The sequence below is a fragment of the Staphylococcus sp. GDX8P54P genome, from assembly GCF_017893165.1.
In the GTDB taxonomy this organism is placed as follows: domain Bacteria; phylum Bacillota; class Bacilli; order Staphylococcales; family Staphylococcaceae; genus Staphylococcus; species Staphylococcus borealis.
In genome coordinates this window covers 147,317-170,889 of record NZ_JAESMM010000022.1, presented here as the reverse complement: position 1 = coordinate 170,889, position 23,573 = coordinate 147,317, and the positions used below count along the sequence as shown (strand labels likewise).

32 protein-coding genes are annotated in these 23,573 nt (G+C 34.8%); 6 read left to right on the top strand and 26 right to left on the bottom strand.

Features of this window, described 5'->3' with window-relative positions; translation table 11 throughout:
- Positions 1–15 precede the first annotated feature (15 nt).
- The 22 genes from secY to rpsJ form a co-directional block, all read right to left on the bottom strand.
- Positions 16–1,308, bottom strand: a complete 1,293-nt coding sequence (secY, locus tag KA909_RS08945; RefSeq protein ID WP_053028551.1) for a preprotein translocase subunit SecY — start codon at positions 1,306–1,308, stop codon at positions 16–18.
- A complete protein-coding gene (rplO, locus tag KA909_RS08940; protein ID WP_053028552.1) occupies positions 1,308–1,748 on the bottom strand; it encodes a 50S ribosomal protein L15 in 441 nt (146 codons plus the stop codon). The genes secY and rplO overlap by 1 nt, the downstream gene beginning before the upstream one ends.
- 19 nt (positions 1,749–1,767) lie before the next feature.
- The gene (gene rpmD / locus KA909_RS08935) at positions 1,768–1,947 is read right to left on the bottom strand and encodes a 50S ribosomal protein L30 (protein ID WP_011275138.1); all 180 of its coding nucleotides are present in this window, start codon (positions 1,945–1,947) and stop codon (positions 1,768–1,770) included.
- A gap of 16 nt (positions 1,948–1,963) precedes the next feature.
- The gene (rpsE, locus tag KA909_RS08930) at positions 1,964–2,464 is read right to left on the bottom strand and encodes a 30S ribosomal protein S5 (RefSeq protein WP_011275137.1); all 501 of its coding nucleotides are present in this window, start codon (positions 2,462–2,464) and stop codon (positions 1,964–1,966) included.
- A 20-nt stretch (positions 2,465–2,484) separates the two neighbouring features.
- Positions 2,485–2,847: a 50S ribosomal protein L18 gene (gene rplR, locus KA909_RS08925; protein WP_053028553.1), complete on the bottom strand. Its 363-nt coding sequence runs from the start codon at positions 2,845–2,847 to the stop codon at positions 2,485–2,487.
- A gap of 31 nt (positions 2,848–2,878) precedes the next feature.
- The gene (rplF, locus tag KA909_RS08920) at positions 2,879–3,415 is read right to left on the bottom strand and encodes a 50S ribosomal protein L6 (protein ID WP_011275135.1); all 537 of its coding nucleotides are present in this window, start codon (positions 3,413–3,415) and stop codon (positions 2,879–2,881) included.
- 24 nt (positions 3,416–3,439) lie between these two features.
- Positions 3,440–3,838 (bottom strand): 30S ribosomal protein S8, encoded by a 399-nt coding sequence (gene rpsH, locus KA909_RS08915; protein ID WP_011275134.1) that lies wholly within the window; start codon positions 3,836–3,838, stop codon positions 3,440–3,442.
- A 31-nt stretch (positions 3,839–3,869) separates the two neighbouring features.
- Entirely contained in the window at positions 3,870–4,055 is a 186-nt protein-coding gene (locus KA909_RS08910) for a type Z 30S ribosomal protein S14 (protein ID WP_001140799.1), read from the bottom strand.
- A gap of 23 nt (positions 4,056–4,078) precedes the next feature.
- Entirely contained in the window at positions 4,079–4,618 is a 540-nt protein-coding gene (rplE, locus tag KA909_RS08905; RefSeq protein WP_011275133.1) for a 50S ribosomal protein L5, read from the bottom strand.
- Between the two features lie 25 nt (positions 4,619–4,643).
- Entirely contained in the window at positions 4,644–4,961 is a 318-nt protein-coding gene (gene rplX, locus KA909_RS08900; protein ID WP_002448459.1) for a 50S ribosomal protein L24, read from the bottom strand.
- Positions 4,962–4,996: 35 nt separating this feature from the next.
- Positions 4,997–5,365, bottom strand: a complete 369-nt coding sequence (rplN, locus tag KA909_RS08895) for a 50S ribosomal protein L14 (RefSeq protein WP_002466492.1) — start codon at positions 5,363–5,365, stop codon at positions 4,997–4,999.
- Positions 5,366–5,396: 31 nt separating this feature from the next.
- The gene (gene rpsQ / locus KA909_RS08890) at positions 5,397–5,660 is read right to left on the bottom strand and encodes a 30S ribosomal protein S17 (RefSeq protein WP_011275131.1); all 264 of its coding nucleotides are present in this window, start codon (positions 5,658–5,660) and stop codon (positions 5,397–5,399) included.
- Positions 5,661–5,686: 26 nt separating this feature from the next.
- Positions 5,687–5,896, bottom strand: coding sequence for a 50S ribosomal protein L29 (gene rpmC / locus KA909_RS08885; RefSeq protein ID WP_011275130.1), 210 nt, complete (start codon positions 5,894–5,896; stop codon positions 5,687–5,689).
- On the bottom strand, positions 5,886–6,320 hold the full coding sequence (rplP, locus tag KA909_RS08880) for a 50S ribosomal protein L16 (RefSeq protein ID WP_002432945.1): 435 nt from the start codon (positions 6,318–6,320) through the stop codon (positions 5,886–5,888). The genes rpmC and rplP overlap by 11 nt, the downstream gene beginning before the upstream one ends.
- Before the next feature lie 2 nt (positions 6,321–6,322).
- Positions 6,323–6,976 (bottom strand): 30S ribosomal protein S3, encoded by a 654-nt coding sequence (gene rpsC, locus KA909_RS08875; protein WP_011275129.1) that lies wholly within the window; start codon positions 6,974–6,976, stop codon positions 6,323–6,325.
- Between the two features lie 23 nt (positions 6,977–6,999).
- On the bottom strand, positions 7,000–7,353 hold the full coding sequence (gene rplV / locus KA909_RS08870) for a 50S ribosomal protein L22 (RefSeq protein ID WP_001829734.1): 354 nt from the start codon (positions 7,351–7,353) through the stop codon (positions 7,000–7,002).
- 27 nt (positions 7,354–7,380) lie between these two features.
- A complete protein-coding gene (gene rpsS, locus KA909_RS08865; RefSeq protein ID WP_001829710.1) occupies positions 7,381–7,659 on the bottom strand; it encodes a 30S ribosomal protein S19 in 279 nt (92 codons plus the stop codon).
- A 64-nt stretch (positions 7,660–7,723) separates the two neighbouring features.
- Positions 7,724–8,557: a 50S ribosomal protein L2 gene (rplB, locus tag KA909_RS08860; protein WP_107614134.1), complete on the bottom strand. Its 834-nt coding sequence runs from the start codon at positions 8,555–8,557 to the stop codon at positions 7,724–7,726.
- 39 nt (positions 8,558–8,596) lie between these two features.
- Positions 8,597–8,872 (bottom strand): 50S ribosomal protein L23, encoded by a 276-nt coding sequence (rplW, locus tag KA909_RS08855; RefSeq protein WP_011275127.1) that lies wholly within the window; start codon positions 8,870–8,872, stop codon positions 8,597–8,599.
- Positions 8,872–9,495, bottom strand: a complete 624-nt coding sequence (gene rplD / locus KA909_RS08850) for a 50S ribosomal protein L4 (protein ID WP_011275126.1) — start codon at positions 9,493–9,495, stop codon at positions 8,872–8,874. The genes rplW and rplD overlap by 1 nt, the downstream gene beginning before the upstream one ends.
- A 26-nt stretch (positions 9,496–9,521) precedes the next feature.
- Positions 9,522–10,184, bottom strand: a complete 663-nt coding sequence (rplC, locus tag KA909_RS08845) for a 50S ribosomal protein L3 (protein WP_053028556.1) — start codon at positions 10,182–10,184, stop codon at positions 9,522–9,524.
- Between the two features lie 27 nt (positions 10,185–10,211).
- Positions 10,212–10,520: a 30S ribosomal protein S10 gene (gene rpsJ, locus KA909_RS08840; RefSeq protein WP_210130106.1), complete on the bottom strand. Its 309-nt coding sequence runs from the start codon at positions 10,518–10,520 to the stop codon at positions 10,212–10,214.
- Between the two features lie 376 nt (positions 10,521–10,896).
- Here rpsJ and KA909_RS08835 point away from each other — a divergent pair, with 376 nt between their 5' ends.
- Complete coding sequence (locus KA909_RS08835; RefSeq protein WP_053028557.1) at positions 10,897–11,292, top strand: hypothetical protein; 396 nt, start codon at positions 10,897–10,899, stop codon at positions 11,290–11,292.
- Between the two features lie 680 nt (positions 11,293–11,972).
- Here the strand turns inward: KA909_RS08835 and KA909_RS08825 are convergent.
- Positions 11,973–13,307 carry an NCS2 family permease gene (locus KA909_RS08825; protein WP_193839066.1) on the bottom strand — a complete coding sequence of 445 codons (1,335 nt, stop codon included), beginning with the start codon at positions 13,305–13,307 and terminating at the stop codon, positions 11,973–11,975.
- A gap of 113 nt (positions 13,308–13,420) precedes the next feature.
- A complete protein-coding gene (locus KA909_RS08820; RefSeq protein ID WP_210130105.1) occupies positions 13,421–15,556 on the bottom strand; it encodes a DNA topoisomerase III in 2,136 nt (711 codons plus the stop codon).
- A 148-nt stretch (positions 15,557–15,704) separates the two neighbouring features.
- On the opposite strand from KA909_RS08820, the gene KA909_RS08815 reads away from it, so the two are divergent.
- From KA909_RS08815 to KA909_RS08805, 3 genes are all read left to right on the top strand, one after another.
- Positions 15,705–16,577: a GNAT family N-acetyltransferase gene (locus KA909_RS08815; RefSeq protein WP_075108006.1), complete on the top strand. Its 873-nt coding sequence runs from the start codon at positions 15,705–15,707 to the stop codon at positions 16,575–16,577.
- 191 nt (positions 16,578–16,768) lie between these two features.
- Complete coding sequence (locus KA909_RS08810) at positions 16,769–17,632, top strand: GRP family sugar transporter (protein WP_053028561.1); 864 nt, start codon at positions 16,769–16,771, stop codon at positions 17,630–17,632.
- 27 nt (positions 17,633–17,659) lie between these two features.
- The gene (locus tag KA909_RS08805; protein WP_053028562.1) at positions 17,660–18,451 is read left to right on the top strand and encodes a glucose 1-dehydrogenase; all 792 of its coding nucleotides are present in this window, start codon (positions 17,660–17,662) and stop codon (positions 18,449–18,451) included.
- 76 nt (positions 18,452–18,527) lie between these two features.
- Here KA909_RS08805 and KA909_RS08800 read toward each other — a convergent pair whose 3' ends face one another.
- Positions 18,528–19,436, bottom strand: coding sequence for an AEC family transporter (locus tag KA909_RS08800; RefSeq protein ID WP_193839064.1), 909 nt, complete (start codon positions 19,434–19,436; stop codon positions 18,528–18,530).
- Positions 19,437–19,575: 139 nt separating this feature from the next.
- Here KA909_RS08800 and KA909_RS08795 point away from each other — a divergent pair, with 139 nt between their 5' ends.
- A complete protein-coding gene (locus KA909_RS08795; protein ID WP_178377470.1) occupies positions 19,576–19,743 on the top strand; it encodes an SE1832 family protein in 168 nt (55 codons plus the stop codon).
- 188 nt (positions 19,744–19,931) lie between these two features.
- Complete coding sequence (mspA, locus tag KA909_RS08790; RefSeq protein WP_053028564.1) at positions 19,932–20,249, top strand: membrane stabilizing protein MspA; 318 nt, start codon at positions 19,932–19,934, stop codon at positions 20,247–20,249.
- 89 nt (positions 20,250–20,338) lie between these two features.
- Here mspA and KA909_RS08785 read toward each other — a convergent pair whose 3' ends face one another.
- A complete protein-coding gene (locus KA909_RS08785) occupies positions 20,339–23,521 on the bottom strand; it encodes an efflux RND transporter permease subunit (protein WP_193839063.1) in 3,183 nt (1,060 codons plus the stop codon).
- Between the last annotated feature and the right edge of the window lie 52 nt (positions 23,522–23,573).

Sequence of the window (23,573 nt, the reverse complement as noted above, 5' to 3'; positions counted from 1 at the left end):
TTGCCCTCCTACAAATTATCTACCACCAAAGCCTTTATATTCTTTTTGACTCACTTGAGCTTCAAGTGATTTCATAGTTTCAATTGCTACACCAATTACGATTAATAAGCTTGTACCACCAATTTGAATGGATTGAGGTAAACTCATAAACTTAGTTGCTAGAATTGGTAATATCGCAATGACTGCTAAGAAAATAGAGCCGACAAAAGTTAAGCGATAAAGTACTTTAGTAATATATTTTTTAGTTTGATCGCCAGGTCTGATACCTGGAACGTAACTACCTTGTTTCTTCAAGTTGTCAGCCATTTTTTCAGGATTAACTTGAACAAAGGCATAGAAATACGTAAATGCAATAATTAGAATTACATAAACTATCATGCCGTAAGTGTTTGAAGGGTTAGCATATTCAGATATAGTTTGCGCCCAATCAGCTTTAGGGAAGAACAGTGTTAATGTTCTTGGCAATAAGAAAAATGCCATCGCAAAGATTACTGGAATTACCCCTGCAGAGTTAACTTTTAAAGGTAGATATGTTGCTTGAGATCCTAATCTTTGTGCAGATTGTTTTTTAGCGTATTGGATAGGAATTTTACGTTTTGCTTCTAGTACATAAATCGCACCAATTGTAAGTAAAACTAATCCTACAATTAAGCCAATCACTTTCAACCATGCCAACGTTGTATCATCATTACCAACAAATGCTTGTTGCACAAATTGAATAATTGATGACGGCAATGTTGATAAGATACCTGCAAAGATAATGATAGAAATACCATTACCCACTCCAAATTGAGTGATTTGGTCACCAAGCCAAATTAGAAATGCTGTTCCTGCTGTTAAAACAACGGCAATCAATAAATAACTCATTACAGATTGGTGAATAATTAATTTACCACCTAAATAGTTATTAAATTGGAATGCCATACCAATTGACTGTATAAAAGCCAAAATGATAGCGAAATAACGTGTTACATTGCTAAGCTTTCTTTTACCTACTTCACCTTGTTTCGCCCATTCAGAGAATTTCGGAACAATATCCATTTGTAATAATTGCATTACGATAGATGCAGTGATGTAGGGCATAATGCCCATAGCAAATATTGAAAAGTTCTTTAAGGCTCCGCCACCAAACGTATTAAGAAGAGCGGCGACTCCTTGATCAGAACCTTGTTGTTCAAAAGGCTCAGGGTTAACACCTGGAGCCGGAATGTAAGTTCCTATTTTGAATATGATTAACATTGCTAAGGTAAAGAAAATCTTGTTTCGAACTTCTTTAGTTTTAAAGAAGCTCACAAGCGTTTGAAACATTAGATCACCTCGTGTGCTCCACCTTTTGCATCAATTGCTTCTGCTGCTGAAGCTGAGAATTTGTGAGCTTTCACTGTCAATTTTTTATCAAGTGAGCCGTTACCTAGTACTTTAATACCAGATTTTTCATTCTTAACTACACCAGTTTCAACTAATAAAGCTGGAGTTACTTCAGTACCATCTTCAAATTTATTAAGTTGGTCTAAGTTAACAATAGCATATTCTTTACGATTAATGTTAGTGAAACCACGTTTTGGTAAACGACGGAATAAAGGTAATTGTCCACCTTCAAATCCTGGTCTTACGCCACCACCTGAACGTGCTTTTTGACCTTTTTGTCCGCGACCACTAGTTTTACCATTACCAGAACCAGCACCACGGCCAACACGGTTACGTACACGACGTGAACCTTCAGCTGCTTTTAACTCATGTAATTTCATTATATAGGCACCTCCTTAATTATTTTTCTTCTACTGTCAATAAGTGTCTAACTTTGTTGATTTGCCCACGGATTGCAGGGTTATCTTCAACTACTACTGAACTATTAGTCTTTTTAAGACCTAAAGCTTCAACAGTTTTACGTTGTGTTTCAGGACGACCAATAACACTACGAGTGAGGGTAATTTGTAATTTAGCCATTATCTATTTTCCCTCCTTAATTATATAATTCTTCTACTGATTTGCCGCGTAATTTAGCAACATCTTCAGCATTTTTAAGGTTTTGTAAACCATTGATTGTAGCACGAACCATATTGATTGGTGTGTTAGATCCTAATGATTTACTTAAGATATCAGTGATACCTGCTAATTCTAATACGGCACGAACTGGACCACCAGCGATTACCCCTGTACCAGGTGCAGCTGGTTTCATGAATACGCTACCTGAACCATAACGACCAGTGATAGTGTGAGGAGTAGTTCCTTCAACACGTGGAACAACTACTAAATCTTTTTTAGCTGCTTCGACAGCTTTTTTGATAGCTTCTGGTACCTCTTGAGCTTTACCAGTACCGAAACCTACACGACCATTTTTGTCTCCAACTACTACTAATGCAGTGAAACGGAAACGACGTCCACCTTTAACAACTTTAGCAACACGATTGATTGTTACAACGCGTTCTTCAAATTCTTTCGTTTCTTCTTCTCTACGAGCCATGTATTTGTCCCTCCTTTAAATTAAAATTCTAATCCGCTTTCTCTAGCAGCTTCTGCTAAAGCTTTTACACGACCATGGTATAAATAACCGCCACGATCAAATACGATTTCTTTAATGCCTTTTTCTGATGCTTTTTTAGCAATTGCTTCGCCTACTTTTGTAGATAAATCTACTTTAGAAGCTGATTCGCTTGCGATATCTTTATCTTTTGATGAAGCTTGAGCTAAAGTTACGCCTTTAACATCATCGATAATTTGTGCATAAATGTGTTTGTTTGAACGATATACATTTAAACGTGGTTTTTCAGCTGTACCTGATAATTTAGTACGCACACGAGCATGTCTTTTCAAACGCACTTTGTTTTTATCAATTTTACTGATCATTGTATTACTCCTTTCTTAAGAGAGTTATCTATTATTTACCTGTTTTACCTTCTTTACGGCGAACGTATTCACCTTGGTAACGGATACCTTTTCCTTTGTAAGGTTCTGGAGGTCTTACTGAACGGATGTTAGATGCGATTGCACCAACTTGTTCTTTAGATACACCAGATACTCTAACAGTTGTGTTTTTCTCTACTGCGAAAGTAATGCCATCTTCAGCTTTAATTTCAACAGGGTGAGAGTAACCAACGTTTAATACTAAGTCACTACCTTGCATTTGAGCACGGTAACCTACACCAACAAGCTCAAGAGTTTTTTCGAAACCTTGAGAAACACCTTGTACCATATTATTTAATAAAGCACGAGTTGTACCATGAACTGTTCTATCTTCTTTAGACTCAGTAGGTCTTACAACTTCGATAGTGTTTTCTTCTTGTTTGAAAGTCATTCTTTCGTTAAATGTTCTAGTTAATTCACCTTTAGGACCTTTTACAGTAGCAGTATGACCATCAAAAGTTACTGTAACGTCGCTAGGGATGTCAATAATTTTCTTACCAACACGACTCATGTTATGGCACCTCCTTATTTATTATTACCAAACGTATGCGATAATTTCTCCGCCAACGTTACGTTTTCTTGCTTCTTTGTCAGTGATAACACCTTCAGAAGTTGAAACTAATGCAATACCTAAACCATTTAATACTTTAGGTACTTCGTTTGCTTTAGCATAAACACGTAAACCTGGTTTAGAGATACGTTTTAATCCTGTGATAACACGTTCATTGTTTTGACCATATTTTAAGAATAAACGAATAACACCTTGTTTATCATCTTCAACGTATTCTACGTTTTTAATGAAACCTTCACTTTTTAAGATTTCAGCAATTTGTTTTTTAATGTTAGACGCAGGTAATTCTAATTTCTCGTGACGCACCATGTTTGCGTTTCTTACACGAGTAAGCATATCTGCGATTGGATCTGTCATTGTCATTGATTGTTGCCTCCTTTCAGACTCTTATATATTACCAGCTAGCTTTACGTACGCCAGGGATTTGCCCTTTGTAAGCTAATTCACGGAAACAAATACGGCATAATTTAAATTTACGATATACAGAATGTGGACGACCACAACGTTCACAACGAGTATATTCACGTACTGCATATTTTTGTTTTTTCTGTTGCTTAGCAACCATAGAAGTTTTAGCCACTTAATTAGCCTCCTTTTTAGAGATTATTTACGAAATGGCATACCGAAGTTTGTTAACAATTCACGAGCTTCCTCGTCAGTGTTAGCAGTTGTTACGATAACAATATCCATTCCTCTTACTTTACTTACTTTATCATAGTCGATTTCTGGGAAAATTAATTGTTCTTTAATTCCTAATGTGTAGTTACCACGACCATCGAATGCTGTTTTAGAAACACCTTGGAAGTCACGTACACGAGGTAATGAAACTGCGATTAATTTATCTAAGAATTCATACATTCTTTCTCCGCGAAGTGTAACTTTCGCACCGATTGGCATACCTTCACGTAAACGGAATGTTGCAACTGATTTTTTAGCTTTTGTTACTAATGGTTTTTGACCAGTGATTAATTCTAATTCTTCTACAGCGTTATCTAACACTTTAGAGTTTTGAACTGCATCACCTACACCCATATTTACAACGATTTTTTCGATTTTTGGTACTTCCATTACAGAACTATAGTTGAATTTTTTAACTAAGTTTTCAGTAACTTCAGTATTGTATCTTTCTTTTAAACGGTTCAAAGTGGATCCTCCTTTCAACTAGTTATTAATTATTAGATTTGATTTCTTCGCCAGATTTTTTAGCGATACGAACTTTTTTACCATCAACAAATTTGTAACCGACACGTGTAGGTTCGTTTGTTTTAGGGTCTAATAATTGTACGTTAGAAACATGGATTGCTGCCTCTGTTTCTAAGATTCCACCTTCAGGATTTAATTGAGTTGGTTTTTGGTGTTTTTTAATTACGTTAACACCTTCCACAACGACACGGTCTTTTTTAGGTTCAGTAGCGATTACTTTACCTTCTTTACCTTTGTCTTTACCTGCGATAACTTTTACGTTGTCACCTTTTTTGATATGCATGTGGGCACCTCCTTAAATGATTTGGTTTTTATAAATTAAAGTACTTCTGGTGCTAATGAAACGATTTTCATGAAGTTGCCTTCACGTAATTCACGAGCAACAGGACCAAAGATACGAGTACCACGTGGGCCTTTGTCATCACGAATAATGACACATGCATTTTCATCAAACTTAATATAAGAACCATCATTACGACGAACGCCTGATTTAGTTCTAACGACAACAGCTTTGACTACGTCACCTTTTTTAACAACGCCACCTGGTGTTGCATTTTTAACAGTACATACGATAACATCGCCGATGTTCGCTGTTTTGCGACCAGATCCACCTAATACTTTAATTGTAAGAACTTCACGAGCACCAGAGTTGTCTGCTACTTTTAAACGAGTTTCTTGTTGGATCATTAGTTAAACCTCCCTTATCTCTAATCTTGTATTAAATAATTACTGACTCTTCAACAATTTCTACTAAACGAAAACGTTTTGATGCTGATAAAGGACGAGTTTCTTGAATTTTAACAATGTCTCCTAATTTAGCTGAATTGTTTTCATCATGAGTTTTGTATTTTTTAGAGTATTTTACACGTTTACCGTATAATTTGTGTGTTTTGTAAGTTTCAACTAATACAGTGATAGTTTTGTCCATTTTATCTGAAACAACTTTACCTACATAAACTTTACGATCGTTTCTTTCACTCACTTTTGTAACCTCCTCTTTCGAATGTTTTATTGATTAGCTTTACTTTCTTCGATTTCTCTTTCACGAGCAACAGTTTTTAGACGTGCAATCGTTTTTCTAACTGTACGAATACGTGCAGTTTCCTCTAATTGACCTGTAGCTAACTGAAAGCGTAGGTTAAAAAGCTCTTCTTTTGAAGATTTGATTTGTTCTTCGATTTCTGAAGTGGTTAAGTCTCTAATTTCCTTAGCTTTCATTTGTTTCACCACCCAATTCTTCACGTTTTACAAACTTAGTTTTTACTGGAAGTTTGTGACTTGCTAAACGTAATGCTTCACGAGCAACTTCTTCTGATACGCCTGCAACCTCGAATAAAATTCTACCTGGTTTTACAACAGCGATCCAGCCTTCAACGGCACCTTTACCAGCACCCATACGTACTTCTAAAGGTTTTTTAGTATATGGTGTATGAGGGAAGATTTTAATCCAAACTTTCCCGCCACGTTTCATGTAACGTGTCATAGCAATACGAGCAGATTCGATTTGACGAGAAGTGATCCAAGATGTTGTAGTAGCTTGTAATCCATACTCACCAAATGTTACATAGTTACCGCCTTTAGAACGACCAGTTGTTTTAGGACGATGTTGACGACGATATTTAACACGTTTTGGTAGTAACATTATTATTTTCCTCCTTCACTAGTATTCTTAGTAGGAAGAACTTCACCACGATAAATCCATACTTTAACACCTAATTTACCGTAAGTAGTGTCTGCTTCAGCATGTGCATAATCGATGTCAGCACGTAAAGTATGAAGTGGAACAGTTCCTTCTGAATATTGTTCAGCACGAGCAATGTCAGCTCCGCCTAAACGACCTGATACTTGAGTTTTGATACCTTTAGCACCAAGTTTCATAGCTCTTGAAATAGCTTGTTTTTGTACACGACGGAATGAAGCACGGTTTTCTAATTGACGTGCAATATTCTCAGCAACTAAACGAGCATCGATATCAATTTTCTTGATTTCGATAACGTTGATGTGTACTTTTTTATCAGTTAAGTTGTTTAATTTATTACGAAGTTTTTCAATTTCTGATCCGCCTTTACCAATTACCATACCTGGTTTACCAGTGTGAATGGCAATGTTAATACGGTTAGCAGCACGTTCGATTTCAACGTGAGAAACTGATGCTTCTTTTAATTCGTTATCAATGAATTTACGGATTCTTAAATCTTCGTGTAATAGTGAAGCGAAATCTTTTTCAGCATACCATTTTGCTTCCCAGTCACGGATGATACCGACACGAAGTCCGATAGGATTAATTTTTTGACCCACAGTGTTCCCTCCTTAAATAGTTATTAAGCTTCTTTAGCTTCTTCTTTACCGTCACTTACGACGATTGTAATGTGGCTTGTACGTTTATTGATAGCACTTGCACGACCTTGTGCACGTGGACGGAAACGTTTTAAAGTTGGTCCTTCATTTGCATATGCTTCTTTAACTACTAATTCATCAGTGTTCATGTCATAGTTATGTTCAGCATTTGCTAAAGCGGACATTAATACTTTTTCAATTACTGGTGATGAAGCTTTGTTAGTTAATTTTAAAATAGCAATAGCTTCTCCAGCATTTTTACCTCTAATTAAGTCAAGAACTAATCTTACTTTACGAGGTGCGATTCTGATTGTTCTAGCAACCGCTTTTGCTTCCATTAGGATTTCCTCCTCTACTTCTATTTATTATCTTCTAGTTTTTTTATCGTCTGCAGCATGTCCTTTAAATGTACGAGTTGGAGCAAATTCACCTAATTTGTGACCTACCATATCTTCAGTTACATAAACAGGTACATGTTTACGACCATCGTATACTGCAAAAGTATGACCGATGAAATTTGGGAAAATTGTAGAACGACGAGACCATGTTTTGATTACTTGTTTCTTTTCACTTCCGTCTTGAGCTTCTACTTTTTTCATTAAATGATCATCGACGAAAGGTCCTTTTTTAATACTACGAGCCATTTGGGCGCCTCCCTTCTTATTGTGTGCGTGCAGCAATTAAGCCGCACACCCAAATAAGTTGTTATTATTTTTTCTTACGTCCACGAACGATAAGTTTGTCTGATGATTTTTTACCACGACGAGTTTTCTTACCAAGTGTTGGTTTACCCCATGGTGACATTGGAGATGGTCTACCGATTGGAGCACGACCTTCACCACCACCGTGTGGGTGATCGTTAGGGTTCATTACTGAACCACGAACTGTTGGACGGATACCTTTCCATCTAGAACGTCCAGCTTTACCAACATTAACTAATTCATGTTGTAAGTTACCAACTTGTCCAATTGTAGCACGGCAAGTTGATAAGATCATACGAACTTCACCAGAACGTAATCTGATTAATACGTATTTACCTTCTTTACCAAGTACTTGTGAACTTGCACCCGCTGAACGAGCTAATTGTCCACCTTTACCAGGTTTTAATTCGATATTGTGAATTACAGTACCAACAGGAATGTTTTGTAAAGGTAATGCGTTACCAACTTTAATGTCAGCATCTACACCACTTTCAACTACTTGGCCTACTTGTAATCCTTTTGGAGCAATAATATAACGTTTTTCACCATCAGCATATACTAATAAAGCAATGTTAGCTGAACGGTTTGGATCATATTGGATTGAATCAACTTTTGCAGTGATTCCATCTTTGTTACGTTTGAAATCGATAACACGGTATTGACGTTTGTGTCCTCCACCATGGTGACGAACTGTCAATTTACCTTGGTTGTTACGACCCGCTTTTTTCGGTAGCGGTTGTAATAATGACTTTTCAGGAGTTGATTTCGTGATTTCAGCGAAATCTAAACTAGTCATATTACGACGACCATTTGTAATTGGCTTATATTTTTTAAGAGCCATTGTCGCTTACCTCCTTAATGGTAACTTTTATTTTATTGTTTAGTTGAATAAGTCAATTGAACCTTCTTTTAAAGTAACAATCGCTTTTCTTCTTTTGTTTGTATAGCCTTGGTAACGGCCCATACGTTTTTTCTTAGGTTTGTAGTTGATGATGTTTACATTTGCAACTTTAACGTCGAAAATTTCTTCAACTGCAATTTTAACTTGTGTTTTATTAGCACGAGTATCTACGTCAAAAGTGTATTTATCTTCAGCCATTGCTTCAGAAGATTTTTCAGTGATTACGGGGCGCTTAAGAACATCTCTTGCTTCCATTATCCGAGCACCTCCTCAACTTTTTTCGCAGCTGATTCAGTAATAATAACACTGTCAGCGCTAGTGATATCTAATACGTTTAATCCTTGAGCAGTACTAACTTGTACGCCAGGGATGTTACGTGCAGATAATTCAACGTTTACATCTTCGCTATCAGTAACTACTAACACTTTTTTAGGTTGTTCAAGTGTAGTTAATACGTTTTTGAATTCTTTTGTTTTTGGAGCTTCAAAACCAAAATTATCAACGATAGTGAAGTTATTTTCTTTCACTTTGAAAGATAATGCAGAACGTAATGCTAAACGACGCATTTTCTTAGGCATTTTGTATGCATAACTTCTTGGTGTTGGACCGAATACGATACCACCACCACGCCATTGTGGGGCACGAATAGTACCTTGACGTGCACGTCCTGTACCTTTTTGTCTCCATGGTTTACGTCCGCCACCACGTACAGCAGAACGATTTTTAACTGCGTGAGTTCCTTGTCGTAATGAAGCACGTTGTAAATTAATTGCTTCGAAAAGAACACTGTTATTTGGTTCAATAGCGAATACTGAATCGCTTAATTCAACAGAACCTGATTTAGATCCGTCTACTTTTAAAACATCATAATTAGCCATTATGCTTTTCCTCCTTTCGCTACTTATTATTTATTACCTTTTTTGATTGAAGTTTGGATTTCTAAGAAACCTTTTTTAGGTCCAGGTACGTTACCTTTTACTAAAATTACGTTGTTATCTGTATCAACTTGAACTACTTCTAAGTTTTGAACAGTAACTGTGTTTCCACCCATACGTCCAGGCATTTTTTGGCCTTTGAATACTCTTGATGCATCTGAAGCCATACCTACTGAACCTGGTGCTCTGTGGAAATGAGAACCGTGAGCCATTGGTCCACGTGCTTGACCATGACGTTTAATTGCACCTTGGAAACCTTTACCTTTTGAAGTTCCAGTTACATCAATAATGTCTCCAGCTTCAAAAGTATCTACTGTGACTTCTTGACCTACTTCGTATTCATCAACATTAACGTTTCTGAATTCACGAATGAAGCGCTTAGGTGCTGTGCCCGCTTTCTTAGCGTGACCTTCAGCTGGTTTATTTGCATATTTATTTGATTTAGCATCTTTTTTATATGCTTTTTTGTCTTCAAAACCTACTTGGATAGCATTGTAGCCATCTACTTCTTCAGTTTTCTTTTGTAATACTACGTTTTGACTTGCTTCTACTACTGTTACTGGGATTAATTCACCGTTTTCTCCGAATACTTGTGTCATCCCAATTTTTCTTCCTAAGATTCCTTTGGTCATCGAAAGTCCACCTCCTAAAATTTTCTATTATAATTTAATTTCGATGTCTACACCAGATGGTAAGTTTAATCCCATTAGGGCATCAACTGTTTTTGGTGTTGGGTTAACAATATCGATTAAACGTTTATGTGTACGTTGTTCGAATTGTTCACGTGAATCTTTGTTAACATGCACCGCACGGATAATTGTGTAAACTGATTTTTCAGTTGGTAACGGAATCGGTCCAGAAACTTCTGCACCAGAACGTTTTGCAGTTTCAACAATTTTCTCTGCTGATTGATCAATCACACGGTGATCGTAAGCTTTTAATCTGATTCTGATTTTTTGTTTTGCCATAATTTTCCCTCCTTATTCGTCTACATTTAAGTGATAGACTTCTCCACGAAAACTATCTCACACAACGCCATGGCAAAGCGGCCGGGTGTGTCAGTAACCTTTCGCTTCATCGCTTTCATCAAGTCCAACATTAGATATGTTACAGGAAAAACATTGATAAATCAAGGCTTTTCTATAACTTTTTGTACTTTGTCTAACACATACCTAAGTATTGTACTTTAAATAGATGAGGACATCAACCATTTTAGGTAAATTTTTTCCCTTTTTTTGTTTTTACTTTATAATATAGGTAATTGTTGTTATGAATTTTGATTTCTTCTATTTGATAGTAGAAATTTGAATTTGTTTCTTTTATTTACATCCGGAGGTGAATGTTTTGAAGAAAGGTACTAAAACTGCGCTTGCAATTATTAGCGTCGTCTTATTAATTTGTGAATTTTTCTATGGTATACCATTTCTAGGCGGAAGCTTTATTTTAGGCTTCGGTTGGCAACCCTTATTAGTTAATGCCTTTTTATATCTTATAGTAGCTCTTATTCTATTAATAGATACTCAAAATGCTATTAAGCCAATGTCTATCATTCCTATTATAGGTATTGTTGGTTCTTTTATCGCATTTATTCCTATTATTGGTATGTTTGTCCATTGGATTCTATTCTTCCTAATGGTTTTCTTTATTTTCGTTGTTTTAAACGCACCTAATTACGTTCGTAATAAAGATGCTAAAGTCGTTTACACACAATATAAAGATGATCAATCCAAAAAATGGTAATTTAAAACAATCTTAGATTAGCTGTGAAGAGATCTATGACGGTAGATTTCTTCACAGCTATTTTTATATAGGCATGGATATCAAACGATATCAATCTAGTAACACTCACTATAGGGATACAATTAATAAACGGGAAGTAAAAAAGCTAGACCATTATTATTTTGGATAGTGATGAGTATTATTTAGAGTTAACGTAACTACGATAATCATGTCGCCGACTATTATTATAAACTAAAAAAGCAGCCTAATGAGTAATCTCAAAAGACTGCCGTCATCGCTTGTATAAATCGACTATTAAAAACGATTCATTATCTGGTAATGAATCAAAGATCGTACGATTATCAAATGTTCCCACATTAGCCAAACGTACAACCAACTACAATTTAACACCTTATTCAAAAAATTAAAATTGAACGGTTTAGTTAAGTAATGCTTATTTTATTTGTAACTGCTTGACTAATCGTAGGAAAGGAGTGGGACGGATTCTTTTAATTTCATCGTCCGCCCCTAGCTTGCTTAACTTGTAGAATTAAATAATGAATTTCTCTTTGCTGGGCCCCGCCCGCAAGGATGACTAGAACTGAAAAAGCTTAATTTAAGCGCCTTCTCAGTTCAGTCAACTACTATTAATTTGCAAAGTAGCATTATCTTATTATATTGTTACAGCCCTTTATGACGATTTAGCCGTGTACAAAGATGAAGTATAGAATGAATAGTACCATTAAGAAATACATAATTGGATGTACTTCTTTATGTTTTTTTGTAATGATCATTGTAATTGGATAGAATATGAATCCACAAGCAATACCAGTTGCAATTGAATATGATAGTGGCATCATAATAATTGTTATAAATGCTGGCACTGCGACTTCAAATTTCTTCCAGTTAATTTCTGCAAAATTCGCAGCCATTAAAATACCAACCACTACTAATGCAGGTGTTGTTACTGCACTTGTAACAATTTCAATTAACGGACTGAAGAATAATGCTAACAAGAAACAGAATCCAGTTACTATACTTGCAAACCCTGTTCTTGCTCCAACCGCTACACCTGACGTTGATTCGATGTAAGACGTTGTAGTTGTTGTACCAAAGATCGCGCCCACAATAGTTGCGAGTGAATCGGCAAATAACGCTCTACCTGCTCTAGGTAATTTGTTTTCCTTCATAATACCCGCTTGAGTTGCTACAGCCACCAATGTTCCTGCAGTATCGAAAAAGTCTATAAAGAAGAATGTTAAAATAACAATTAAAAATTGAATCGTAAATAATTGGCCTGGATCTTTAAATGCTTCAAAGGCTGCACCAAATGTTGGTGTAATGCTAGGTATTTTACCTACTATGCCTGAAGGTGTATGTATTAGTCCTGTTATCATTCCAACGATAGCAGTTATAATCATACCAATAAAAATTGAGCCTGGTACTTTTCTAGCGTATAAAATAATTGTTATCGCGATACCAAAGATTGCCAATAAAACAGGACCTTTAGTTAAATGTCCTAATGTAACTAATGTAGAATCATTTTTTACAATGATACCAGCACTTTGTAAACCTACAAAAGTAATAAATAATCCAATCCCAGCAGATACTGCCATTTTCATTTGATACGGAATAGCATTAATAATTATCTCTCGAAGACCGGTTGCAGTTAGAATTGCAAAGAATATTCCCGAGAATAATACCCCTGTTAAACCTATTTGCCAAGGGATACCCATCGTTAATACTACCGTAAATGCGAAGAATGCATTAAGTCCCATACCTGGTGCAAGTGCGATTGGATATTTCGCAATCAGTCCCATAAATAAAGAACCCACAAATGCTGCTAAAGCTGTTGCTACAAAAATAGCGCCTTGATCCATTGTCATGTCGCCTGATACGCCTTTAACACCTGCTAAACTTAATACTTGAGGATTTACAGCTAAAATGTATGCCATTGATAAGAAAGTTGTAATACCACCGATGATCTCTTTCTTATAGTTAGTATCATACTCGTCGAATTGAAAGTATTTTTTCACGGCTTTAAACTCCTTTAATTGAAATACTTTAATATTTTAATATTACTTGTCGAAAAACACAATACTAAAAACGAACTTTTTCGACATTTAACTTAATTAAGTTCGATTTTAAACTATAATTTTAGATTTTTCAGTGCATCTTTAAACGGGTTATTCTCAAGTGACTCCTCTTTATTCATATATTTTTTCATTTCTTTTTTAGATACTTTGCCACTCGTTTTATTTTTGAACCTTTTATCCATTTGTTCTTGCGTTTCTGTATGACCACAAACACATCGATATACTGCATCCTTTCCCCTACCAAATAATGTCATTTTCTTTTTACAATTTGGACAACGTGCATTGGTTTTACGCTGTACGTTCTTTTTAGTTTTGCAAGCAGGATCTTGGCACACTAACATTTGTCCATTTTTAGTTTTAACTTTAATCATAAATTTTCCACAGGTAGGACATTCTGTTGTCGTTAAATTGTCATGCTTGTATTTTTGCTCACTGTTTTTAATATTATTTACAATAGCTTGCGTAAATGACTTCATTTCGTCAATAAAGCGTCGTGAATTATACTGACCTTTTTCAATTTGCATTAACTTCTCTTCCCACTCAGCCGTCAACAATGGAGATGTTAATTCTTGTGGCGCAAGTTCTAGAATTTGTTTTCCTTTAGGTGTAACTTTAATCTTGCCATCTCTAGATTCAATGGCATTGATATTAAAAAGCTTCTCGATGATATCAGCACGCGTCGCAACTGTGCCAATCCCACCAGTTTGCTTCAATGTATTAGCGTGTTTATTTTCTTTAAGTTGAATATAGTTTTGCGGATTCTCCATCGCTTTTAACAGTGAACCTTCATTAAAGTATTCTGGAGGCGTTGTTTCATGTTCATTAACCTTGATATTGTTTAGATAATAACTTTCACCCTTTTTAAAAGAAGCACCCTTAACCACATCATTATTACTCATTTTAAGTGCTTTGTAGCCTAATTGACGGGTAATCTTTTCATTTAAAACAAATGTATGTTTACCAACGCTAACATTTACTTTAATTGCTTCATATTCATGTGGCGACATTAACGATTCCAAGAATCTTTCAGCCACCATCATATATATCTTGCTTTCTCTATTGCTTAAACGTTCCATATCAGGACGTACTTCAGTTGGAATAATCGCGTGATGATCTGATACTTTTTGATTATTAAAAATACGCATTTTACGTGAGTATGATTGTCCTATTAGGGGCCTTACTTGTGCTTTATAATCAGTAGCTAGCAATGCTTGTAATCGTTCTTTAATCGTATCAACCATATCATCAGTTAAATAATTAGAATCTGTACGTGGATATGTGAGTACTTTATGACGCTCATATAAATTTTGAATGGTATTAAATGTTTCTTTAGGTCCCATTTTGTATCGTTGATATGCTTCTTGTTGCAAATCCGTTAAATTATAAAGTGGTTTTGGATAACTTTTTTTGAGTTTCTTATCAACGCTGTCAACGCTACCTTCAGCATGTTTGACTTCATTTGCAATTTGCATGACATCTTCTTTAGTCATATGATGACGATCCGTTGCTAATTGGAAGGTTAATCCAGCTATTTCACTAGACAACGTATAATATTTCTTAGGCTTAAAATGATTAATTGCTTGTTGCCTAGCATTGACCAATTGTATCGTTGGCGTTTGAACGCGACCTAATGATAATTGCGCATCATATTTTGTTGTAAGTGCACGTGTAGCATTGATACCTACAATCCAATCCGCTTCACTTCTAGCTAATGCTGCTTCATAAAGATGTTGGAATTGTCGACCATCTTTCAAATTTTTAAAACCATCACGTATTGCTTTCTTAGTTACAGAACTAATCCACAAACGTTTAATTGGCTTTTTATTATGAACTTTATCTAATATGAGACGTGCTACAAGTTCCCCTTCTCTTCCAGCATCAGTTGCGATGACAATATCTTTAACATTCTTATCTAATATAAGTGATTTCACAGTTTTAAATTGTTTACTCGTCTTACCAATGACGACCGTATGCATTTGTTTAGGAATAATAGGTAAATCTTCAAGTTTCCATTCTTTAAATGCTTTATCATAATGTTCAGGTTGCGCGTTAGTAACTAAATGTCCTAACGCCCATGTAACAATATAACGCTCATTTTCAATATAACCATTGCGTTTCCCTTTTATATTCATAGCTTCAGCAATATCTCTAGCTACGGATGGCTTCTCAGCTAAAATTAATGATTTCATAGAACTTTCCTTTCGATAAAAGATCTCTCAGTTAATGTTTTTGATAATAATACAATTGTAACACGATAGACAATAGTCCAAACTTTCAATTACTAATAAATAAATTTATAATTAATTTAACAAATTGATATTGAAATGGAGGTACGCTATGGACATTATTAAAGTAAGCAACCTGAACCAAATCATATCTTTTATTAATTCATCATCAGACAAAATTGCGTCTTATATATATAAACTTCATTCGTCTAATGATGATGTAGAACAGTTGCTCAATGCATCTATCAATACGACAGGTGTTTTCTGTTTAATAGAAGATGACTCAATTGTCGCACTCATCACTGGAATATTATATGAAGAAGATAAGTACAAAGTTATTGGACCATTCGTTAAAACAGATTTTGATTTTACAGAGGCACATTTTATTTCTTTATTTTCGGCATTAAGAGATGAACAATCTGCTAATGCAACATTTAACTTCTCTTATAATGATTGCACACAAAATTCAAAACCTTTAATGAAGACGATTCATGCAAATTATAACTTTACGGATTATTACTTAAACGTCTATCAATCACTTAATGAACCAGATGCTGAAATGAACATCATTGAATATCAGCCGGGATTTCAACGTGCTTTTAGTAAATTACATGCGCAGACATTTAGGCATAATGCTTTAACACCAAAAGAAATTGTAAATACTTTAGATGAATATAATCGTTTATTCCTATTTGTAAGTGAAGGCTTACTTAAAGGTTATCTTTATTTACAAATCGATAGTCAATCTTCGCTAGCTGAAATAAGATATTTTAGTTCACATACTGATTATCGTCTAAAAGGGATCGCATTTGATTTACTATCGTACGCAATACATTATGCCTTTGAACACTATGCAGTGAATAAAGTTTATTTTAAAATACGAAGTAAAAATGCTGCCTTAGTTGAACGATTTAATGAATTAGGTTTTGAAATTGAAAGTGAATATACTAAATACAAAATTGATCCAAGTCAATTACATCATTAAGCTTATATGAAAGCATAGGAAAGAACGAAATTTCTAAATGAAATCACTGTTCCTTTCCTATGCTTTTTATTTTCAATACGATTGTATTTGAGCGTTTACATTTTAAAATGAATATTTTTCAGATAAAATGTTCACGAGTGTTATAGGAAGGAAGCACTTTTAAGTAATTAAATAAGGAGAGTGTCAGTATAATGCAGTTTATAGATATACTTATCGCATTATTACCAGCCCTATTTTGGGGGAGTGTTGTTTTAATTAATGTCTATGTAGGTGGCGGTCCCTACAACCAAATTAGAGGTACGACATTAGGTGCACTAATTGTCGGTTTCATATTACTCTTAATTGGTAAAGCAGAATTTGATAATTTAACAGTCATTATCGTTGGCTTAATTTCAGGTGCGTTATGGGCATTTGGACAAGGTAACCAATTACGTTCAATCAGTTTAATCGGTGTTTCTAAAACAATGCCAATATCAACTGGTATGCAATTAGTTGGTACGACATTATTTAGTGCTATTTTTCTTGGTGAATGGAGTACCGGTGTTCAAGTCACGCTAGGAATTATCGCAATGATTCTATTAGTTACAGGTATCGCATTAACCTCATTACGTGGTAAGAATGAGGGTCAATCCAATGATCCAGAATTTAAGAAAGCAATGTTAATACTTATCATTTCAACAGTGGGTTATGTTGGATATGTCGTAATTGCCGATATCTTTGGTGTCAGTGGTACGGATGCATTATTCTTCCAATCAATTGGTATGGCTATTGGTGGTTTCTTACTATCAATGAAACATGAAACCAATATTAAATCTACTGCGCTTAACTTAATCCCTGGTGTTGTATGGGCTGTAGGTAACTTATTCATGTTCTATTCACAACCTAAAGTTGGTGTTGCAACAAGTTTCTCATTATCACAATTACTTGTTATCGTATCAACATTAGGCGGTATTTTCTTATTAGGCGAGAAAAAAGACAAACGTCAAATGATTGGTATTTGGTCTGGTATCGTTCTAATTGTCATTGCCGCATTTATACTAGGAAATCTTAAATAGTTTGATTAATACTAAGGAGGAGTCAGATTGTTTTCAGATTTAGAAGGCAAAGTTATTATTATAACTGGTGCAGGAAGTGGCATTGGTAAATCGTTTGCTGAGAATTTTGGTAAAGCAAAAGCAAAAGTCGTTTTAAATTATCGCTCAAATCGTCATTTAGACGAAATTGAAGCAGTCAAGCAGATCATTCATGATGCTGGTGGACAAGCCATTGCAGTTCAAGCGGATATAGCCGTTGAAGAAGAGGTACAACAATTAGTACAAGCTGCGGTTAATGAATTTGGTACGTTAGACATTATGATTAATAATGCTGGCTTTGAAAAACCAATTCCATCACATAAAATGTCAGTTGAAGAATGGCAAAAAGTGATAGACATTAATTTGACTGGGGCCTTTATAGGATCTAGAGAAGCTGTTAATCAGTTCTTAAAAGAAGATAAAAAAGGTATTATCATCAATACATCAAGTGTACATGATACTATACCTTGGCCTAACTATGTTAACTATGCTGCTAGTAAAGGCGGTTTGAAATTAATGATGGAAACAATGTCGATGGAATATGCACAACACGGTATTCGTATCAATAATATTTCTCCAGGTGCAATCGTTACTGAACATACTAAGGAAAAATTTTCTGATCCAGATACACGCGCAGAAACATTGGAAATGATTCCAGCTAAAGAAATAGGTGAAGCACAAGATGTTGCTAATGTTGCTTTATTCTTAGCTTCAGATTTAGCTAAATATATACATGGAACTACAATTTACGTTGATGGTGGTATGACGAACTACCCTGCCTTCATGGGTGGTAAAGGTTAAGTTTTATGTGCTAATCATAAAAAGCAAGCAATTCTAAAAAAGAATTGCTTGCTTTTTTCATATTTATATTACTTTATTATACAAATAGTGCCTGATAAATATAAAGAATGATAATACTTATAACGATTGAAATATTCGTTACCATACCGACTAAAGGTAACGTTTTATATTTAAATTGAATAGAATATGGAATAATCGCTACACCTACAGGTAGTAGCCAAGCAATAAGCAATGTCGTCTTAATCATTTCATCTGAAACAGGTAATAAGAAATGAACGAGTAGTCCGGCTATTAAGCCTAAACCATAATGTGCTAATAAATATTTAATCGCAATGGGCAAGAAATGACGTTCTATCTTGAAGTTAAGCATAACACCTAATAAAATCATTGAAAGTGGCATGTTCGCTTTAGAGATAATTGTGAAAAAATCAATTGACACCTTTGGTAAATGAATATTTAGCATATTCAAAGTAAACATAATGATATATGTGACAAGCGGAACGGATGTAATAAGTTTCTTACCTAGATATTTAAAATCGAACTGATCTCCGCCTTGACTAAAATAGCTACCAACAAAATAAGTTACGCCAAACATAATAATTGCGCCACCTATATCAGCCATACCAAAATAAATCATACCGTTCTTTGGCCAGATTGTATCAACAAGCGGATAAGCAAATAATCCAATGTTAAGTGATGCGGTCATCATCCCTACTGTACCTTTAATATGGTTATTATGTCTGTTAAATAGCCATAAAACAGTTATCTTAGCAAGCACACCATATGCAATCATCATGATAGGTAATATTGAAAATGAAAAATCTAATGATGCACTGTTAAGATTAACAATAACTAAAGAAGGTAGTGTGACATTAAGTACTAGCGTTGATAACACTTGACTATCTGCTGCTTTCAAAAAGTTTATACGTTTCAATAGATATCCTAGCGCGATTAAAAGAATGATCATTATAAACTGCTCTGTCACGGTAGTTCCTTCCTTCTACTAAAACATTTTATTACAGTTAAATACTTTAACATAATTTACATCATTTTTAGAAGTGTCTTGTTTCATGCTATAATTCAATGTGATTATTAAATTTTGATGTTAAAGGGGTTTAAGACTAATGGATTTAGAATCACAATTAGATGAATTAAAATATGATTATGTTCGATTACAAAATGACCTCGAAAAGCGAGAATCTCTAAATCAAACGATAGATCCTCTCGTTAAGCAATTAGAAGACATCGAATTACAAATTGCTGACATACGTGCTAAATTACGTCAGAAATAACGATTGTCTTGATTTAGACCAATTTAGGATTAATTTGTTGCCCTAGCGCTTTCTGTAGTAATCATCTAAACTAAGAATAGTCATACTTGGGCACCTTTCCAATCCATTAAGTAATTGCCAATTTGTAATAAATTGTATATTATTTTCAGACAAATAATATAAGTTGTAATTAGAAAGGAAGACAACAGGTGAAACTCTACTTATTATTATTACCCGTTTTATATCTCATTGTTAGTTATATAAGTATTTTCAAAATGCATTCTATATTTATTCGTATTTTACGCATTATCATGGGTGTGTTATTACTATTTGTATTAGCCTTAACAACACTACAATTTCCAGCTGAAAACTGGTGGGTCTTTGTTGTATTAGCCCTACTTGTCGGTAATGTTGAAGTAACTGCATTCAAAGCTTTAAAACATGATGCTAAAGCTGTTTCAATTCTGAATATCCTATCAGTTATTTTATTTGTAATTTATATCATTTTAATTTTTGTAATGTACTAAACCATTCTTTATAAGATTAAAAGAAGCCTAAGGCATCAATCAATGTCTTAGGCTTCTTTTTACATATTAGCAGTAGTTGGCTATATGTTTTATTTACGTGTTATTTTATTTTTTAAAGTGAAGAGGATTTCATAGATGACAGGTACTACAATTAAAGTAAGCAGTGTAGACGAAATTAATCCTCCAATGACAGTTGCTGCCATACCTTTTGATATTAATATTGAGCTGTCTTGACCAAATAATAGTGGTAACAATGCACCAATAGTGGCAATGGCTGTCATCAGAATTGGTCTAATACGCGTACTTCCCGCTTCTAGCAATGCTTCTTTCATAGACATACCTTCTTGCTCATTTGTAATCACACGATCTATTAACACAATGGCATTGGTTACAACGATACCTATTAACATTAACATACCTATTAAACTTGGCACCGAAATAGTTTCACCCGTAATGAGTAATGCTAATACGACACCGATAACTGTAAATGGTAGTGAGAACAGTATTGTGAATGGCGCTAAGCCACCTTTAAATGTGATAACTAATACGAGATAAACAATTACGATAGCTACTAGCATCGCAAATGCCAATTGACTTATTGCTTGATTAATATCATCTGTTGCACCACCAACGTTGATTTTAACGTTATCTGGTTTGTCTATATTATTAATTTTATTCATGACTTTACTTGAAACGCCACCAACGTCAGAATCTGTGATTTTACCAGATACTGTTGTTGCATAATCTCCGTCTTCTTGAACGAGTTTACTTGGTGTTGTTGTACGCTCAAGGTTCGCGATTTCTTTCAGTTGAACTGTTTCACCAGTTGGTGATTTTAATTCCATATTATTCAATTTATCTTTAGACCAATCTGTCTGTTTGTTTTGTTTAACTTTGACGTCTACCTTATTACCATTTTCTTTAACAGTGGTAATCGTTTTTTCTGGTAAATTCTCATTTAAATTCAATGCTAGTTGACCAGCTGAGATACCTTTTTCAGTTGCTTTATTTTGATCAACTTTAATTTCATATTGATCATACGTTTGCGATAAATCTGATTTTACATTAGTTATACCGCTAACAGATTTCATTTCTTTCTCTACTTTGGCAACGGTATCTTTGATTGCATTCGTTGAAGGTCCTTTTACAGTGACTTCAACCGAATCATTTCCAGAACCAGTACCCATGTCTTGATTTTTCCATTCACCAGGTTGATTCATCTTAGATAAATGTGAAATCACTTTATCAGGTTCTTCTTCAAAGTTAGGTGTGTCTTTATCATATTCAACCATAATCGCCATACTATTCGTGCTACCAGTTGGATCTGCAGGCGAAGGTCCTCCCACAGAATATTGCACAGTTTTCACTTTATCTTTCGATTGCAAATAGGCTTGCGCTTGTTTTGCATGATTTAGCACAGCTTTTTCAGTTTCACCAGGTTTAGGTGTATAAGTTACAGCTAGGAATTTATCATCACCAGTCGAAATATAGCTTGTACCTAATTTTGAGCCACCTAGTGCAATGCTTCCAATTAGGATAACGACACTAATAATTAAAACAATCCACTTATGATTTAAAGACCAGCCAAGGATTTTACGGTAGCCCTTACTTATGACGCCACGATTTTCTTCATTTTGACTACTCGAATGCGCCTTTAACTTAATTCCTTTTTTGAAAAATGTAGAAGCTAATGCAGGTACCACAGTAATAGATACAAGTAATGATGCTAACAAACTAAAGGCGATTGCTAAAGCGAAAGGTCTAAACATTTCACCTACTGAGCCTGATACAAATGCAAGTGGTAAGAATACGATTATCGTAACGATTGTAGAAGATAAAATAGGTTTAAAAACTTCTCTCGTTGCACTGATTACTAAATTGTCTCCAGACAATGCTTCTTTTGGATCTGACAATCGTCGATAAATATTTTCAACAACAACGATTGAGTCATCTATCACACGACCAATTGCGATTGTTAATGCACCTAGCGTCAAAATATTTAAAGATACATCGCTTAATTTTAATGCAATGAGTGCGATTAAAATAGAAAGTGGAATAGAAACTATTGATATAGCCGTTGTTCTAATATTTCTCAAGAATAATAAGATAACAATAATTGCAACAATAGTTCCTAATGCTGCTTTTTCAACCATAGTATAAAGTGAATCTTCGATTGGCTTAGCAGTATCCATAGTCTTAGTCGCTTTAATGTCATCATTGTTTTTCACAAAGTCATCAATTTTCTTTTGTGCATCTTTAGCAACTTGAACCGTATTAGCATCTTGTGCCTTCATAATTTGGACATTGACCGCATCTTTCCCGTTCGTCTTAGAAATTGATTCACGTTCATCTCCAACAGTAATATTTGCTAAGTCACTTAACGGTACGCTTGGCATTTCACCACTAGACGCTTGAGATTGATTGTTCATTTGAGATTGAGCGCTTGACGATGATGCGCTATCTCCAGTACTACGCATCTCATTACCGGATTGGTCATCACTACTACTTGCCTGGCTTTGACCGCTTATTGTTAATGGGATTTCTAAGTTTTTAAGGGCATTGACGGATTTAAATTGACCATCAACGACGATTGATTTTTCATTTTTACCAAATTGAAATAATCCTAGAGGTGTTTCCCGTGTTGCTGTTTTAATGTAATTCTCTACGTCATCAGCTGTTAATCCAGCTTCATCTAGTTTATTTTGTTTAAATTTTAATGTTACTTGTCTTGTAGTTTGACCATTAAGTTGCGCATTTTGTACGCCATCAACGGTTTGTAATTTAGGGATAAGTTGTGTATTGATTTCTTTTGTCGTCGCTTTGAGGTCATTATTTTTATTGGTAAATGAATACGCTACGATTGGGAATGCATCCATAGAATTTCGTGTTAATTCTGGTTCACTTACACCGTCTTTGAAGTCTAACTTATCTATTTCTTTCTTTAAGACTTCTTCAGCTTTATCCATATCCGTATCATTGTCATATTCAACGGTTACTATAGAGGCATTTTGTATTGACTGTGTTTTTACACTTTTTACATATGCGAGTGAGCGCACTTGGTCATCAATTTTGGAACTGATCTCATCTTGGGTTGTTTGAGGTGTCGCACCCGGCATTGTGGTTTGTACAGATATGACTGGATTTTCAACATCTGGCAGTAACTCGAGTTTTAATTTAGCACTAGCATATACACCTCCTAGAATAACTAATACAACCATCAAGAATATTGCAAATTTATTTCCTAACGAGAACGTTAGCATTTTCTTAATCACTTATGGTTTTCCCCCATTCTTATATCTTAAAAAATCATCCATGTTAGCCATC

Coding starts and splice junctions, on each gene's coding strand:
- rplC (WP_053028556.1), bottom strand. CDS start 10,184: ATGACCAAAGGAATCTTAGGAAGAAAAATTGGGATGACACAAGTATTC.
- rplR (WP_053028553.1), bottom strand. CDS start 2,847: ATGATCAGTAAAATTGATAAAAACAAAGTGCGTTTGAAAAGACATGCT.
- rplD (WP_011275126.1), bottom strand. CDS start 9,495: ATGGCTAATTATGATGTTTTAAAAGTAGACGGATCTAAATCAGGTTCT.
- secY (WP_053028551.1), bottom strand. CDS start 1,308: ATGTTTCAAACGCTTGTGAGCTTCTTTAAAACTAAAGAAGTTCGAAAC.
- KA909_RS08795 (WP_178377470.1), top strand. CDS start 19,576: ATGGATTTAGAATCACAATTAGATGAATTAAAATATGATTATGTTCGA.
- rplX (WP_002448459.1), bottom strand. CDS start 4,961: ATGCATATCAAAAAAGGTGACAACGTAAAAGTTATCGCAGGTAAAGAC.
- rplB (WP_107614134.1), bottom strand. CDS start 8,557: ATGGCTCTTAAAAAATATAAGCCAATTACAAATGGTCGTCGTAATATG.
- rplN (WP_002466492.1), bottom strand. CDS start 5,365: ATGATCCAACAAGAAACTCGTTTAAAAGTAGCAGACAACTCTGGTGCT.
- KA909_RS08820 (WP_210130105.1), bottom strand. CDS start 15,556: ATGAAATCATTAATTTTAGCTGAGAAGCCATCCGTAGCTAGAGATATT.
- rpsS (WP_001829710.1), bottom strand. CDS start 7,659: ATGGCTCGTAGTATTAAAAAAGGACCTTTCGTCGATGATCATTTAATG.
- KA909_RS08810 (WP_053028561.1), top strand. CDS start 16,769: ATGCAGTTTATAGATATACTTATCGCATTATTACCAGCCCTATTTTGG.
- rplP (WP_002432945.1), bottom strand. CDS start 6,320: ATGTTACTACCAAAACGTGTTAAATATCGTCGTCAACATCGTCCTAAA.
- rpsJ (WP_210130106.1), bottom strand. CDS start 10,520: ATGGCAAAACAAAAAATCAGAATCAGATTAAAAGCTTACGATCACCGT.
- rpsE (WP_011275137.1), bottom strand. CDS start 2,464: ATGGCTCGTAGAGAAGAAGAAACGAAAGAATTTGAAGAACGCGTTGTA.
- rpmC (WP_011275130.1), bottom strand. CDS start 5,896: ATGAAAGCTAAGGAAATTAGAGACTTAACCACTTCAGAAATCGAAGAA.
- rplF (WP_011275135.1), bottom strand. CDS start 3,415: ATGAGTCGTGTTGGTAAGAAAATTATTGACATCCCTAGCGACGTTACA.
- rpmD (WP_011275138.1), bottom strand. CDS start 1,947: ATGGCTAAATTACAAATTACCCTCACTCGTAGTGTTATTGGTCGTCCT.
- rplW (WP_011275127.1), bottom strand. CDS start 8,872: ATGGAAGCAAGAGATGTTCTTAAGCGCCCCGTAATCACTGAAAAATCT.
- rpsH (WP_011275134.1), bottom strand. CDS start 3,838: ATGACAATGACAGATCCAATCGCAGATATGCTTACTCGTGTAAGAAAC.
- rplV (WP_001829734.1), bottom strand. CDS start 7,353: ATGGAAGCAAAAGCGGTTGCTAGAACAATCAGAATCGCACCTCGTAAA.
- rplO (WP_053028552.1), bottom strand. CDS start 1,748: ATGAAATTACATGAGTTAAAAGCAGCTGAAGGTTCACGTCGTGTACGT.
- KA909_RS08815 (WP_075108006.1), top strand. CDS start 15,705: ATGGACATTATTAAAGTAAGCAACCTGAACCAAATCATATCTTTTATT.